Annotated in this window: 13 protein-coding genes; all 13 read right to left on the reverse strand. The window is 60.9% G+C overall.

The genetic code is table 11. From position 1 onward, the window contains the following. Positions 1–622: 622 nt before the first annotated feature. Positions 623–1,033 carry a transcription antitermination factor NusB gene (gene nusB / locus HMPREF3055_RS05840; protein ID WP_005505934.1) on the reverse strand — a complete coding sequence of 137 codons (411 nt, stop codon included), beginning with the start codon at positions 1,031–1,033 and terminating at the stop codon, positions 623–625. Beyond that, a complete protein-coding gene (gene efp / locus HMPREF3055_RS05845) occupies positions 1,033–1,596 on the reverse strand; it encodes an elongation factor P (protein WP_005505932.1) in 564 nt (187 codons plus the stop codon). The genes nusB and efp overlap by 1 nt, the downstream gene beginning before the upstream one ends. A 213-nt stretch (positions 1,597–1,809) precedes the next feature. Next, positions 1,810–2,940 carry a 3-dehydroquinate synthase gene (gene aroB, locus HMPREF3055_RS05850; protein ID WP_049356872.1) on the reverse strand — a complete coding sequence of 377 codons (1,131 nt, stop codon included), beginning with the start codon at positions 2,938–2,940 and terminating at the stop codon, positions 1,810–1,812. 25 nt (positions 2,941–2,965) lie between these two features. Next, positions 2,966–4,411, reverse strand: coding sequence for a shikimate kinase (locus HMPREF3055_RS05855; protein ID WP_070738473.1), 1,446 nt, complete (start codon positions 4,409–4,411; stop codon positions 2,966–2,968). After that, complete coding sequence (gene aroC, locus HMPREF3055_RS05860) at positions 4,411–5,628, reverse strand: chorismate synthase (protein ID WP_070738475.1); 1,218 nt, start codon at positions 5,626–5,628, stop codon at positions 4,411–4,413. Before aroC ends, HMPREF3055_RS05855 begins: the two co-directional genes overlap by 1 nt. Before the next feature lie 119 nt (positions 5,629–5,747). Next, positions 5,748–6,683 (reverse strand): shikimate dehydrogenase, encoded by a 936-nt coding sequence (locus HMPREF3055_RS05865; RefSeq protein ID WP_049345481.1) that lies wholly within the window; start codon positions 6,681–6,683, stop codon positions 5,748–5,750. 272 nt (positions 6,684–6,955) lie between these two features. Then, positions 6,956–8,149 (reverse strand): endolytic transglycosylase MltG, encoded by a 1,194-nt coding sequence (mltG, locus tag HMPREF3055_RS05870; RefSeq protein WP_070599980.1) that lies wholly within the window; start codon positions 8,147–8,149, stop codon positions 6,956–6,958. Continuing rightward, positions 8,146–8,709, reverse strand: a complete 564-nt coding sequence (ruvX, locus tag HMPREF3055_RS05875; protein WP_005505922.1) for a Holliday junction resolvase RuvX — start codon at positions 8,707–8,709, stop codon at positions 8,146–8,148. The genes mltG and ruvX overlap by 4 nt, the downstream gene beginning before the upstream one ends. 2 nt (positions 8,710–8,711) lie before the next feature. Further along, positions 8,712–11,399 (reverse strand): alanine--tRNA ligase, encoded by a 2,688-nt coding sequence (gene alaS / locus HMPREF3055_RS05880; RefSeq protein WP_070738477.1) that lies wholly within the window; start codon positions 11,397–11,399, stop codon positions 8,712–8,714. 132 nt (positions 11,400–11,531) lie between these two features. After that, positions 11,532–12,026 (reverse strand): hypothetical protein, encoded by a 495-nt coding sequence (locus HMPREF3055_RS05885; RefSeq protein WP_005508736.1) that lies wholly within the window; start codon positions 12,024–12,026, stop codon positions 11,532–11,534. Then, positions 12,026–12,454: a DUF948 domain-containing protein gene (locus tag HMPREF3055_RS05890; protein ID WP_070738479.1), complete on the reverse strand. Its 429-nt coding sequence runs from the start codon at positions 12,452–12,454 to the stop codon at positions 12,026–12,028. Before HMPREF3055_RS05890 ends, HMPREF3055_RS05885 begins: the two co-directional genes overlap by 1 nt. Before the next feature lie 305 nt (positions 12,455–12,759). Next, positions 12,760–13,392 carry a 30S ribosomal protein S4 gene (gene rpsD / locus HMPREF3055_RS05895; protein WP_005508739.1) on the reverse strand — a complete coding sequence of 211 codons (633 nt, stop codon included), beginning with the start codon at positions 13,390–13,392 and terminating at the stop codon, positions 12,760–12,762. 717 nt (positions 13,393–14,109) lie between these two features. Further along, entirely contained in the window at positions 14,110–15,639 is a 1,530-nt protein-coding gene (locus HMPREF3055_RS05900; protein WP_070738481.1) for a replication-associated recombination protein A, read from the reverse strand. Between the last annotated feature and the right edge of the window lie 61 nt (positions 15,640–15,700).

The raw sequence follows: 15,700 nt of genomic DNA on the forward strand, positions 1-15,700 counted from the left end.
TTGTTGGTTCTTTTCTGGTGTGTGGTTGTGTAAACCGCAGAATTATCCACGCAACAACGTGTGGAATTCAGCGGAATGTTATCGGTTGATGCCATTACCCTAACATATATCCACAGAGCACACACCCCGGCTCACTATTTGTCCACTTTGGCAATGTTCCGTTCATATCGGTGCAGACAAGGGCATATCTGAGGTATGCATAGAGGCGCATACCGGGCACGCGGGGCGACCGCATCCGCTCAAAGCGAGTAGTGATACTAAACGAGGCGCATACCGGACACGCAGGGCGGGGGCTCCGTCCTCAAGGCGCTCAGCGCCGCAGAGGGGGCACTCCCCCGCCTGCGTTGTCCGGTGAAGCCTCGACTGTTGCCGCCTACCCTACCCACGGGCTCCGATGAAACCTCAACTGTTGCTAACAAACCCTGCGAGCGCATCCGCACCCAATACGGAACCCCACGCAGAACTGCACCAACCAAGCGCAACCTAGACACAGAAAACCCCCGCCGTCCTGTAGCGAACTACAGCACGGCGGGGGTTTCACGTACGCTCCCCTGCGGACGCATCCTCAACGGCAGCAAACAACCAGCCATAAAAGCTGGCGGGCAGGCCGCGGCGGGACGTCTTACGCGAGCAGGGTCGGCTTCACCTGACGGAGCTTATCCAGCAGACCGTTCACGAACTTCGGAGATTCATTCGTGGACAGCACACGCGCCAGACCGACAGCCTCAGAAATTGCGACAGCATCCGGAACTTCGTCATTGTACAGAAGCTCCCAAGTGCCAATACGCAGCACGGCACGGTCCACGGCGGGCATACGCTCGAAGGACCAGTCACGGGCGTAAGTCTCCACAAACTCGCGGATCTCTTCGTCGTGGTCGCGAACGCCACGAATGATTTCCTCAGAGTAAGCAGAGATCTGCGCTACCGTGTACAGTCGGCGGCGGCGGAGTACCTCAATATAATCTTCGTTGCGCTGATCCGCCTCGAAGAGCACTTCGAGGGCGCGCAATCGGGCTTTCGTACGCGAATTCATTAGTCGTTCACACGACCAAGGTACTCACCGGTGCGGGTGTCAACCTTGACCTTGGTGCCGGTTTCCAGGAACAGGGGAACCTGGATTTCGTAGCCGGTCTCAACGGTTGCGGGCTTGGTACCGCCGGTGGAGCGGTCACCCTGCAGGCCGGGCTCGGTGTAGGTGATTTCGAGGACCACGGATGCGGGCAGCTCGATGTACAGGGGGCTACCCTCGTGCATTGCGATGGTTGCGGTCTGGGATTCGAGCATGTAGTTTGCTGCGTCGCCGACAACGGTTGCGGGAACGTTGATCTGGTCGTAGGTCTTCATGTCCATGAAGACGTAGTCGTCGCCGTCCTGGTACAGGTACTGGTAGTCGGAGCGGTCAACGGTTGCGGTCTCAATCTTAGCGCCAGCGTTGAAGGTACGGTCGACGACCTTGCCGGAGGTAACATTGCGCAGCTTGGTGCGGACGAATGCGCCACCCTTACCGGGCTTAACGTGCTGGAACTCTACGACGGACCAGAGGTTGCCGTCAATCTTCAGGACGGCGCCGTTCTTAATATCGGTGGTGGATGCCATGGGGCTCTCCTTCGTGTCATCGACGCTCACGCCGTAGTGGTACCCGGCGAGGCGCTAAGTTTTCAATGAGCAAAAATATGTCCCGTACATTCTACAGGATGCGCACGAGTTTGCCTAGCAGGGGCGCCACAGTTTTTCTGTGGCACCCCACCCGGCTGGCGCGTATTAGCAAACACGCGCCGGGTGCATCCGGTGATTGTACGGGACTTGTGCCTACTCGGAGATAATCTCCTGGTAGGTCATGTACAGGATCGAGTCGTCCGGCACCTCGTAGACGCGCGGGCGAGCCAGACCGTCAAGAATGATGAAGCGCAGCAGGTTGCCGCGTGCCTTCTTGTCGCGGCGCATCGCTTCGAGCAGCTGGGGCCATGCGTCTGCCTTGTAGGAGGTGGGCAGGCCCAGGGATTCAAGGATGCGGCGGGTGCGTGCCACGAGTTCTTCGTCGGCGTGGCCGGTTGCCAGCGCCAGTTCGGCGGCGTAGACCATGCCGACGGACACTGCCGCGCCGTGACGCCACTGGTAGCGTTCGTTGCGCTCGATGGCGTGGGCGAGGGTGTGGCCGTAGTTCAGGATTTCGCGGCGGCCGGATTCGCGCAGATCCTCGGAGACGACCTCAGCCTTCACGCGCACGCTACGTTCAATGAGTTCACGCATCACGGCGGACTGCGAGTCGCGTACGGCGTTCGGGTTCGCCTCGATCAGGTCGAGAATTTCGGGGTCTGCGATGAAGCCGCACTTGACGACCTCACCCATGCCGGTCAGCAGCTCATGCTCGGGCAGAGTGCGCAGGGTGCCAATCTCGCAGAGCACCGCGGCGGGCGGCCAGAACGCGCCGACCAGGTTTTTACCCTCGGCGGTGTTGATGCCGGTCTTACCGCCCACGGCGGCGTCCACCATGCCGAGCAGGGTAGTCGGAATGTGAATGACGCGCACGCCGCGCAGCCAGGTTGCCGCGACGAAGCCGGCAACGTCGGTAATGGCGCCGCCGCCCACGGAGATGATCGCGTCGGTGCGGGTGAAGTCGTTCTGACCGAGCACCTGCCAGCAGAACGCCGCCACCTGGTAGTGCTTTGCCTCTTCAGCGTCCGGAATTTCGGCGCTGAACGATTCGTAGCCCATGGCGCGCAGGTCTTCCATGACCAGCTCACCGGTGGAACGCAGGGCACGCGGGTGAATCACGAGCACCTTCTTGGTGCGGTTGCCCAGAATTTCGGGGATTTTACCGAGCAGGTTGTGGCCGATGAGAACCTCATAGTTCTCACGCGGGGAGCTGCCGGTCACCGGGATGCGGGTAATATCTTCCGCGCCGGAGGCACCGAAAGTGGGGGTGGGCTGAGTGCTCATCATGTGTCCTTTCACAGGTGAGGGGTTATGCTTGGGGGCGCTGCGCGCGGGAGGCACGGGTTGCGGTCACGTACGCCTGGATTTCAGCGGTCATCTCGGTGATGGGGCGGCCGCCTCGTGCGTCCAGGGTGAAGTGCGCCAGCTCTTCGTATCGGCTGCGGCGGCGCTCAAAAATGTCGGTCCACCGCTCGACCGGGTTCGGCTGCAGCAGCGGGCGAGTCTTGTTGCCGGTAATGCGCGGGGTGACGGTGTCAGCATCAACGAGGATGTACACCACGCATTCGTCCTTGAGCAGCTCCGCGACCGAGTCGGTCATGGGCGCGCCACCGCCCAGGGAGAACACCGTATTGCGGTACACGGGCGAGGTGAGGACCTCTTCGATGGTTTTGCGTTCGAGCTCGCGGAAGTACGCCTCACCGAAAATCTCGAAGATTTCGGAGACTTCGCCGTAGCGTTCGACGATGAGCTGGTCGGCGTCGAGGAACTCGTAGCCGTAGAAACGCGCCAGGTGCGTACCAATGTAGGTCTTACCTGCCGCCATGGGGCCAATGAGCACAATGGGGCGGGAGCGTTCCGCGAAGTTCTCGTGCATTTCACGCACCTGCTGCGGGTGGATGCGAGCGCCGCAGGCGGACTCGTCTTCTGCGAGCGCGTCTGCGGGGACAGCAAGCTCTGTGGGGGCGGTGAGCTCTGCGGGTGCCACAGACTCAGCAGGGGTTGCGGACAGCTCGGAAGCGTCGAGGGGCTTCTCCCCCGCCTGGTTCTCTTCTTCCGCGGCGGGTGCAACGGGTGTTGCGGATACTGCGGGTGCGGCAACCTGGACCTTGCCGAACAGCGCCGGGGTCGGACGAACCGGCTTGGCGGGTTCAGCCGCGGGCACAGCTACAGGATGTGCAGGTGCAAGCTTGGGTGCATCCGCCTGTGCGGGTTCCTTGCGGGGTTCCTCTTCAGCGGTGCCCATGCCCTGCAGGGCGCTGAGCAGCTTCAGGCGCAGGTCCTCGTCCAGGCCGAGCGCCTGGTCGGCGTCCTCAGATACCGAGGAGGCGTACAGGCGCACACCCTGCGTGCTCGCCGTAGCGGCGGCGGGCAGGGGGCGGGCGCCAGAACGCATCAAATCAGCGGGGGTGGGCACGCGAGAAGCCGGACGCACAGAAGAAACTGACGCAGAAGAAACCGAGGCGGTAGCCTCACGCGCAACAGTCTCACGAACCCCAGCGCCAGCAACCTCAACAGCCCCAGCGCCCGCAGCCTCAACACTCTGCTCAGCCGCAGCAGGTACACCGGGTTCAGACACGCCGGATTCTGCGCCGGGTTCCGGGCGCGGCGAAGCGCCCCCTCGCGCACGCTGCGTTGCCGCAGCAATACGCGCAAGGGGGCTCGAAGCGACCGGGCGAACACCCTGCTCCACAGAAACCTCCCCGGAACCGCGACCCTTCGCGCCGCGGTCCTCAGACTCCGCCGGAAGGGGCACTACGCGTCCCAACCAGCCACGTTAGACTCCCACGCCAGAGACGCCGGAATGGCGTCCAGGTAGGAATCCATGTTGCGGCGAGTCTCACCAATCGAGTCGCCGCCAAACTTCTCCAGTGCAGCCTCAGCGAGCACCAGGGCGACCATAGCCTCCGCCACCACGCCGGCGGCGGGAACAGCACACACGTCCGAACGCTGGTGGTGGGCGCGAGCCTCTTCACCGGTGGAAGTGTCAATGGTCTTCAGAGCCTTCGGCACGGTCGCAATGGGCTTCATTGCCGCGCGCACACGCAGCAGGTCGCCAATGCTCATGCCGCCCTCAATACCACCTGCACGGTTGGTATCGCGGGTAACGCCGTGCTCACCAATGGAAATCTCGTCGTGAGCGGCAGTGCCCGGGCGGTCAGCGGTCGCGAAACCGTCGCCAACCTCAACGCCCTTAATAGCCTGAATACCCATCAACGCTGCGGCAAGGCGCGCGTCCAGGCGGCGGTCCCAGTGCACGTACGAACCCAGTCCGGGAGGCATACCGTACGCGAGCACCTCAACCACGCCGCCGAGAGTCTCGCCGTCCTTGTGCGCTTCGTCCACGCGCTGAACCATAGCGTCGGAGGTTGCCTTGTCGAAGCAGCGCAGCGGGTCAGCGTCCAGCTGGTCAACGTTGCGGGGTGAAGGCACCGGGGCGCCCTCGGGAGCGTGCACGCCACCCACAGCCACGGTGTGAGAAACCAGCTCAACACCCAGAGCCTTCAAAATCTGGGCGGCAACCACGCCAAGAGCCACGCGGGTCGCAGTCTCACGCGCGGAGGCGCGCTCCAGCACCGGGCGAGCCTCAGAGAAGTTGTACTTCTGCATACCCGCAAAATCGGCGTGACCGGGGCGCGGACGGGTCAGCGCAGCATTACGCGCACGACCCTCAATCAGCTTCGAATCCACCGGGTCGGAGCTCATCACGTCAGTCCACTTGGGCCACTCGGTGTTCGCAATCTCAATCGCGACCGGGCCGCCCTGAGTCAGGCCGTGACGCACACCACCCAGGATGCGCACGCGGTCCTCCTCGAACTTCATGCGGGCACCGCGGCCGTAGCCGAGGCGGCGACGAGCCAGGGCGTCACGCACCATGTCGCTAGTGAGTTCCACACCGGCGGGTACGCCCTCAATAATGCCGACGAGCGCCTCGCCGTGGGATTCTCCGGCAGTGAGCCAACGCAGGGCCATAGGTTAACCTCTTTTCATCGCACCCGCACCGCAGCGCAGGAGGAAGGAATAATAATTCTTCACGTGTATAAATAGTGTATAAAATGCCCGTTTACTGAGCGAGTGAAAGCACGCTTTTTTCACGAAACGGAAGCACGAGGCGCAAGATCAACCGCCGCGCACATCGCATTGATTAGACCCAGCAGTTCGGCGGGCTGCAGTTCACGGCCGGTAAACAGCAGAACCTGCTCCACCGCCTGATACAGCAACATCTCCAGTCCAGAAACCACCGTGCCGCCGTTAGCCTCCCAAGCGCTCGCCAGCACCGAAGGCCACGGGTTATACGCAACATCGAGCAGTACTGGCCGGTGCGTCGCGGAGGCGCCCTTCAACCCGCTCAGCTGGCTCGCCCACTCATCCGCCGCATGGGCAGGAAGAGTAGACACCACCGGGTGATGGCCGCGCTCCACAAGATTCTGCGGCAGCTCAGCCAGGGAAACCTGCTCCAGCTGAACACCCAGGCGGTCCGCCGCCTCCTGCACGCTACCGAGCTTATGCAACGAACGGGCGTACACGCTCACACGGGAATACCCCAGCTGATGCAGTGCGGTCAGGGCGGAAATAGCGGTCGCTCCCCCGCCCACAATCGCGGCAGAATCCTTGAGCGGCTGCGGCTCCAAACCGGCGTGGCGCAGCGCGTTCACAATGCCAATCACATCCGTGTTATCGCCCAGCACCTTCTCACCGCGCGGATACACCGTGTTCACCGCACCGGTCACTCGGGCAGTCTCACTCAGCTCATCGCAATACTGAATGACCGCGGTCTTCAACGGCATCGTCACCGACAGACCCGCAATATACGGGGCGTCCTCCGTACCCTTCGGGTGGCGCACCCCGTGCATAATCTCCGGCAAATCATCGGGCAGAGTATCGCGGCGATCATAACCCAAATTCTGCTCACCCAAAAAGTCATACGCGGCACGATGCAGCGCAGGCGACAGCGAATGCGCAATAGGGTGCCCCAGCACGTAGGCGCGGCGAAGATACGGGGCTTCGCGGTACGGTTCAGTCTTCATCGATAGATACTCTCTCGCTCTCAACGCTGGGGAACGCTCTCAACACTCAACGCTCGGGGCTTGCGGACATGCACACCACGAACCCAAGTTCATAGGCGCACTCTACCCATTTTAAGGGACAAACCAATATTCGGGTATAGCCCAACAACCGAGCACCCAGCATTCGGGTACAGCAAAGGCGGGCACCTCCCCCACTCTCGTGGAGGCGGTACCCGCCTCAGCAAGGAACCTTCAGCCCAAAGCTACCGGCTCGTAGCTACCGGCTAAACCGATTAGCTACAACGGTTCGGGTGCTTAGAACACCACTGGTTGTACTCTTCAACATAACGCTGGTGCTCAGCGTAAGTGCGGGAGTACTTAGTCTCACCGGAATCCAGGTCCACAGTCACCCAGTAGTAGTACGGGTTCTTCTCAGGAGCCGCAGCAGCCTTAATCGAAGCCAGCTGCGGGGAACCAATCGGACCCTTCGGAAGACCCTTATTCGCATAAGTGTTGTACTTATTGCTCTTATCGGCCTTCTGCTCTTCAGTCAGGTGGTACGAGCGGACACCCAGACCGTAAGTCACGGTCGCATCCGACTGAATCAGACCCGAGGTCTCACCATCGGGGTTGTTCAGGCGGTTCTCAATGATGCCTGCAACCGCCACGTAGTCCTTCGGCTGAGCCTCAAGCTCCACGATGGAGGCGATGGTCAGCACCTCAAAGGTCTTCTGGTCGCCGCTCACGCCGGCTTCCTTCAGGTCAGCCTTGGTCTTATCAACCATGGTCTGAATGACCTTCTTGATGTCGGTGTCCTTCGGGAAGCGGTACTCGCCCGGGTGCAGCCAACCCTCAATCGAGGGGAAGTTGCTCGGCACACCGTACTGGGTGTAGTTGCTGACCGCGTCCTCAACCTGCTTGCGGGTGAACGCACCATCGGAGCCAGAAACAATCAAATCGATGGTCTCGCTCACGCGCTTACCCTGCGGAATCGCCAGGTACAGTACGTTGCTGTTCGCCTCGATAATGGTCGTAATCGCGCTCGAGCTGCTCATGTGCTGCTGCAGTTCGTAGGTGCCAGGCTGCAGGTACTTGCCCTTGCTCTCCTTGGTGTACACCTCAACGAACTTATCAGCATCAGCAATAACGCCCGCCGCCTCAAGCTCCTGCGCCACCTGCGCGGTGGACTGGCCAGAACGAATCGTGAAGGTCACGGTCGTACCATTGCCGCCACCCGAGTAGTCACGAGTCTTGAACGGGTCGTAGCGAGTAATCAGGGCACCCGAAATGATGACCAGAGCCACCACAAACAAGGAAATAGCGCTCAGCATGATGGCGCGGCGGCGGCGCTTACGCGCACGCAACGTAGCCACCGACACGATTTCCTGTTCCATCGTGATGCCGGTGATGCCCTTACGTTCATCCTCGGCTGTCGGCCTAAAGAGGTCGAGCCCGCTCTCTTCGGGATGTTTATTCTGTTCGGTCACTGAAGGTTCTCCGTTTCGTTGACGGCACCAACCGCGGTCCCTTCTGACTCGGACGGTCGGTTTTCTTCGTGGGCCGGATCGCTCACCTTGTACCCGGCTACGGACTGCCCCGCCTTGAGGGCATCCAGGCTGTACTGCAAAATGTTCACAGCCGCCACCTGGTCAACCATAGTCTTGAAATCTCGGCTGGAAACCCCAGCCTCGTGCAGTGCACGGTGAGCGCTCACGGTGGTGAGTCGCTCATCCACCAGCCAAATGTTAATGTGTGTTTTCTCTTCGGCATCCAGCTCGGAGCGCAGAGCCTGAGCGTACTCCCGAGCCATTTCCGTGGAGGGAGAATCCCCACCACGCATGGTCTTCGGAAGCCCGACGAACACCTCCACTACCTCGTTCACCTCAATCAGCTTGCGCAAAACACGGCGGTCAGAGTTCTTCTTCGCGTCGCGGCGCAGCGTCTTGAGCGGGGTGGCGAGGATACCGTCGGGGTCGCTGAGGGCGGTGCCGACGCGGGCGTTACCCACATCGACACCCATCCGCACTCCGCGCTGGAATTCTGCCATATTTAGGCCTGAGCCTGTGCGATAGCGTCGCGGACAGCGTCCAGAGCAGCACCAATCTTGGATGCATCCTGGCCACCACCCTGAGCGACGTCGTCCTTACCGCCGCCACCGCCGCCGAGAACACCGGCAGCGACGCGGACCAGAGCACCAGCCTTCACGCCAGCCTCACGAGCACCCTCGTTAGTTGCCACCAGGATGACGGGGCGACCATTAGCCACACCCACCACAGCAACAACCGCAGCCTCGGAGCCGAAGCGCGAACGCAGATCCAGAGCCAGCTCACGAACGCCGTTAGCGTCCAGCTCGCCAGCGTCATGCGCCAGAACGCGAACAGAACCGATGGTCTGTGCGTTCTCCAGCAGCTTGCCAGCCTCAGCCTGCAGCTTCTCGCGGCGCAGCTGAGCCAGTTCCTTCTCAGCAGCCTTCAGCTTAGCCAGAGTCTGGTTAATCTTCTCCGGCAGATCAGCGGAGGACTGAACCTTCATCAGGCCGGTCAGCTGGTTCACCAGGGTACGCTCAGCAGCCAGGTGGTTGAAGGAATCCAGACCCACCAGAGCCTCAACACGGCGGTTACCGGAGCCAACAGAGCTCTCAGTCAGCAGGGTCAGCGAACCAATCTCAGCGGACGAACCGACGTGGGTACCACCGCACAGCTCGCGAGAGAACTCGCCGCCGATTTCAACAACACGAACCACGTCGCCGTACTTCTCGCCGAAGAGGCTCATAGCGCCCAGAGCCTTAGCCTCAGCCAGCGGCATCTCGCGGGTAATCACCTCGTGGTTATCGCGGATCGCGAGGTTAGCAACCTCTTCAACCTCACGCTTAGCGGACTCGGACAGGCCCTCGCCCCACGCGAAGTCGAAACGCAGGTAGCCTTCCTTGTTGAAGGAGCCACGCTGAGTAGCCTCGTTGCCGAGCACCTGGTGCAGGGCAGCGTGAATGATGTGGGTACCGGAGTGTGCCTTCTCACCGTCGCGGCGGCGCTGAACATCAACCTGTGCCACAACATCGGCACCGACGTGAACCTCGCCCTCACGCACGATAGCGCGGTGAACGCTCAGACCCTTCACGGGCTGCTGAACGTCCTGAACGTCAATGATGAAGCCGTTGCCGGTAATAACACCGGTGTCAGCTGCCTGGCCACCAGCCTCCGCGTAGAACGGAGTCTCATCCAGGACAACCTCAATCTTGTCGCCAGCCTTAGCGGCGGGAACAGACACGCCATCCACCAGGATTGCGCGCAGCTTAGTCTCAGTACGCAGCTCGGTGTAACCGGTGAAGATGGAGCCACGCTCGTCCACGAGCTTACGTAGCTCGGACAGGTCAGCGAATGCACCCTTCTTCGCCTTAGCGTCAGCCTGCGCACGGTGACGCTGCTCAGCCATCAGCTCGCGGAAGGACTTCTCATCCACCTTCACGCCAGCCTCAGCAGCCATCTCCAGGGTCAGGTCAATCGGGAAGCCGTAGGTGTCGTGCAGAGCAAACGCCTCAGCACCAGAAACAGCGTTGGAGCCGTCCTTCTTAGCTGCCGCAACAGCCTCTTCCAGACGCTCAGTACCGGTCTCAATGGTGTGCAGGAACGCCTTCTCCTCAGCGTACGCAATACGGGAAATACGCTCGAAGTCGTCAGCAACGTACGGGAACGCACCCTTCATCGCATCACGCGAAGCCGGGAACAGCACGGGCAGGCAGGGCTCAGTAACGCCCAGCAGACGCATCGCACGGATAGCGCGGCGCATCAGACGGCGCAGAATGTAGCCGCGACCCTCGTTGGAGGGGGTCACGCCATCAGCAATCAGCATCAGCGAGGAACGGATGTGGTCAGCCACCACGCGCATACGCACGTCATCCTCGTAGCCCTCGTCCTCAGCAGACTCAGAGCCGTGGTACTTCTTACCGGACAGCTCAGAAGCAGCATCCAGAACGGGGCGGACCTGGTCAGTCTCGTAGAAGTTCTCAACACCCTGCAGCAGCATGGCAAGACGCTCAACGCCCAGACCGGTATCGATGTTCTTCTTCGGCAGCTCACCCAGAATCTCGAAGTCATCCTTGCCGATGCCCTCGCCACGCTGGTACTGCATGAACACGAGGTTCCAAATCTCAATGTAACGGTCGTCGTCAGCCGCCGGGCCGCCTTCCTTACCGTAGGCGGGGCCACGGTCGTAGAAGATCTCCGAGTCGGGGCCTGCGGGGCCGGGCTGACCGGTGGACCAGTAGTTTTCCTTCATGCCCATACGCTGAATACGCTCAGCGGGGAAACCAACGGTCTTAGTCCAAATCTCGAACGCCTCATCGTCACCCTCATAAATGGTGACCCACAGACGCTCGGGGTCCAGACCGTAGCCGCCCTCCTCAACAGAAGAGGTCAGCAGCTCGTAAGCGAAAGGAATCGCCTTCTCCTTGAAGTAATCACCGAACGAGAAGTTACCAGCCATCTGGAAGAAGGTACCGTGACGCGCAGTCTTACCGACCTCTTCAATATCCAGGGTGCGGATGCACTTCTGCACGCTGGTCGCGCGGGAGAACGGAGGGGTCTCACGGCCCAGGAAGTAGGGAATGAACGGCACCATACCGGCGATGGTGAACATAGCGCCGGGCTCGTTCGAAATCAGCGATGCCGAAGGCACCACAGTATGGCCGCGGGAAGCGAAGAAATCGATCCAGCGCTTAGAAATCTCCTGTGAGAGCATCTCGTTCCTTAGAGTAATCTGTGCGAAATTCTAAATTAGTCTACTGACCTATGGTGCCTGTCCGAGAGCAAAATGGCTAATCGAGCCAGTCTCGTACCGTGGTTAACGGACAAAAGCACCACCTTTAAAAACCTAGTTGAAGAAGCCGTCGCCGAGCTGACGGTCACGCGCAATACGCTGCTCACGCGCTCGCTTCTGAGCCTCTTCCAAGGAGGCAATCTCAGCCTCCACCTCAATGAGTTCACGCTCAGCCAGGCGGCGGTTCGTGGATTCAATCTCAGCCGAGCTCATCTGGCGGTCCCACGTATCCAGGGAGCCAGGACGCAGATCCTGCTTCTGGCGCTCCACCTTAGCGTTGAGCTCCATCTCCTTCTCCTGCATGCCTTCACGCACGCGGGCGGCGAACTCAACAGCACGCAACGCATACGGCTGCAGGGGCTTGCCAATCGGCGAATCGAAGAACTTTCCCATCTGAGACTCCGGGTTGAGGGCAAGCTCACCATGCTCACGCATGAGCAGGGCGCTGCCGGGGGTACGCTGAGCAGGTTCGGAGGCGGCACGCCTGGAAGCGAAGTAACCAACCGCCGCGCCGGCGCCAAGCAGAAGAGCTGAACGAAGCAGACCCATTAGTTCTCACCGCCTGCAGAGTAAGAGGACTGTGCCGAACCGTACTGACCGCCAGTGTGGGTGTTGCCGTGTGCATCGCCAGTCTTGCCGCCGCGGAACGCCTGACGCACACCGTACGAGAAGGACGCAACCTTAATCAGCGGCTGACCCACAGTCGAGGTCACCAGCGAGGACAGCGCAGAAACGTTCGCGGACGCATCCGAAACATTCGAAGTGATGTCGTCAACCTTCTCCAGCTGCTCATTGGTGGTCACCACAGTACGGGTCACCTCTTCAATGAGAGGGCCGGTGCTCTGGTTCAGCGAACGAATCGTCACGATAAGCTCATCAAACACCTTGGTCAGGCGAATAATGGGTAGCGCAAGCAGAGCCACCAGAATCGCAAAAACTCCTGCTGCAATCAGGCCCGCAATATCTCCGCCGGTCATCTATAACCCCATTCCGCTCAATGCATGATGCTTATCAATAGTCGTACAAGGCTGGACGCCACCGTGGCGCGCAGCCGGATCGTGCATACAGTTCAGGACTATATACACAGCTCAATCCCCTATTTTAGTCGAAAAATCCTTCAAGCGCCCCCTAAACTCTCATGAAACTCCCAGCGACGGAAGATTCACAGGTTCAGCAGCGCCACAGCCCTGTAGTGTATAAGCCCCAAAAACCCACGCGTTAAACGGGAACAACCCGCCCCCACCGAACGGTGCAGGACGGGTTGCTTCTCGAAAAATCGAGATTATGCCAGACGCGAGTAGTACTCAACGACCAGCTGCTCGTCGCAGATCACGGGGATCTCTTCGCGCTTGGGCTTGCGCTCAAGCTTTGCGTGCAGCTTCTCGATCTCAACGTTCAGGTATGCGGGAACCTCGGGCAGAACTGCCTGGTTCTCACCTGCAGCCGCAGCCTGGAAGGGGGTGGTCTTCTCAGCCTTGGGGTGAACGTGGATCAGCTGGCCGGGCTTGACGTGGAACGAGGGGCGGTCCACGCGAACGCCGTCAACCATGATGTGACGGTGAACAACCATCTGACGTGCCTGTGCAATGGTGCGGGCGAAGCCTGCACGCAGAACCAGAGCGTCGAGGCGGGTCTCGAGCAGCTCGACCATGTTCTTACCGGTCTGGCCCTCGGTACGCTTTGCCTCGAGGTATGCGCGGCGCATCTGTGCCTCGCGGATGTTGTACTGAGCGCGCAGACGCTGCTTTTCCTTCAGCTGGGTAGCGTAGTTGGAGTCAGCCTTCTTGCGGGCACGGCCGTGCTGGCCGGGGCCGTAAGGACGACGCTCGAGGTACTTTTCTGCCTTCGGGGTCAGTGCAATGCCCAGGGCACGGGACTGACGCACGGTACGGCGGGTGCGGTTGTGCTTAGCCACAATCTACCTTTCATATGTGAGGCTCCTGCACCCTCACGGGCGGGGCCTCGGTCTGTTGAATACTGGCCTCCTCGGTTGACCCCGCCGGGATCCGTACGCGACCGGTTCGGTCGTTGCTGTACGGCGGTGGGGCGGAGAGCTCGGGGCAGAGTACCCCGCAGCTACATTACTGACGCTCGCACAAATGCGGGCATAGTAATTGCCAGACCCGTCAAGCTTACCGGATGCACCCGGGCTTTACCAGCCTTTTGGGAAATCTTTGGTTCAAATCACTATGCGTGTGGGTTTTTGATGGTTACTCACACGACCCCACAGGAATTATTTATGCCCGTCAGAGCTATTTAGGTGCGACTTCCCCGAAAAATTGCGGCGCCGAGATGTTGGATTGTAATCATTTCGTTATTTTTAACCTGTGTCTTTATGGGAATAGCTTGAATCAGACCCCCATATCGCCTAGACTAGAAACCATAACAAGCTTGGCGTCCGCCCTTCCGGGAAGGCCGACGGTCAAGACGTCTATCACAACTCAAAACTCTGACGCGGTGCGCAGTACTACCGAGGTACTACGCACCGCTTTCTGTTTGCTCACTATCTGGCACGGCCGGTTCATGTGGCTAGCTCGCGCGGCTGGCTTGCCCGCCGGGGCGTGCCACTCCCCCGGCGGTCACCGGCGGTCAGCAGCCAAAGTAGTAGGCGGCTCGATCGGAGCCGCGTGAGCTAACGGGTCGTATCCTGCACCGGAGCCGCATCCAAAATACGGCGAATACGCTCACGACGCTCCGTCAACGTACGCTCAAAACCGTGCTGCGTCGGCTCGTAGTAGACCGTGCCGCGCAGAGTATCCGGCAGGTACTGCTGCGCCGCCACATGCCCCGGCTCATCATGCGCATACACATACCCCACGCCGTGACCAAACTGCTTAGCCCCCGCATAATGACCATCACGCAAATGCACCGGAACCTGACCCGAAGCACCCGCACGCACATCCGCAATCGCGCGGTTAATCGCGTTATACGCCGCGTTCGACTTCGGTGCGAGCGCACAATAAATCACCGCCTGCGAGAGGATAATACGCGCCTCCGGCATGCCCACCAGCGCCACCGACTGCGCCGCAGCCGTCGCCACCTGCAACGCCTGCGGATCAGCCAGACCAATATCCTCACTCGCCAAAATCATGATGCGACGCGCCACAAAACGCGGATCCTCGCCACCCTCCAACATGCGCGCCAAGTAGTGCACCGCGGCGTCCGCGTCAGAGCCGCGCATGGACTTAATGAACGCACTCACCACGTCATAATGCTGATCGCCCGAACGGTCGTAACGGATCGCGGCGCGGTCCACCGCCTCCGTAGCATGCGCCAGGGTGATGCGCACGGGCGCGGCGGGTTCGGGGTCCTTCTCCCCTGCTTCCCCCGCCGGGTCTGCCGAATCTTCCGCGGAGCTGCCAGGTTCTGCCGAAGCCTGTTCAGCCTCGCTAAACGCAATCGCAGCCGCCGCCTCCAGCGAGGTCAGGGAGCGGCGAGCGTCGCCTCCCGAAACCGCCGCGAGGTGGGCGCGCGCTTCCTCATCAATGACCGCCGCACCGTCAAAACCGCGCGGGTCAGCCAAGGCACGGTCAATCAGACGCTCAATATCGGACTGCTCCAGCGAATGAACCCGCAACAGTAGCGAGCGCGAGAGCAGCGGCGAGATAATGCTGAACGACGGGTTCTCCGTCGTAGCCGCCACCAGAATCACCCAGCGGTTCTCCACGCCGGGCAGGAGCGCATCCTGCTGAGCCTTCGTAAAACGGTGAATCTCGTCCAGGAACAGCACGGTGGTCGTACCGTACATGTCGCGGTCGAGCAACGCCTGATCCATGACCGCGCGCACATCCTTCACGCCCGCGGTAATCGCCGAAAGCTCCACGAACTTACGACCCGGCGCGCGCGCAATCACATGCGCCAGAGTGGTCTTACCCGTACCCGGAGGGCCGTACAAAATCACCGAGGACGGGCCAGCCGGGCCGGCGTTCTCCCCCGCCAACACGCGCAAAGGCGCACCCGGAGTCAGCAGGTGCTCCTGGCCGAGGACCTCATCAATCGTGCGCGGACGCATACGCACCGCCAACGGCGCACGAGACGCCGAACGGGCAGAATACGCACGCGACGCAGAGGCACGCGAGGAGGGCTCCTCAGTGGGCGCACCAATCAGGCTCACGCGGTCACCGTCGTCGGGCAGCTCAAGATCAAAGAGGGAATCAGCCATAGTCTTACTCTATCGTTTCACAGGCTTGAGGTGGGCGCGGGGTATGGACTTACGGGTGCGG

This window comes from Rothia sp. HMSC061C12, from assembly GCF_001815755.1.
GTDB lineage: Bacteria > Actinomycetota > Actinomycetes > Actinomycetales > Micrococcaceae > Rothia > Rothia mucilaginosa.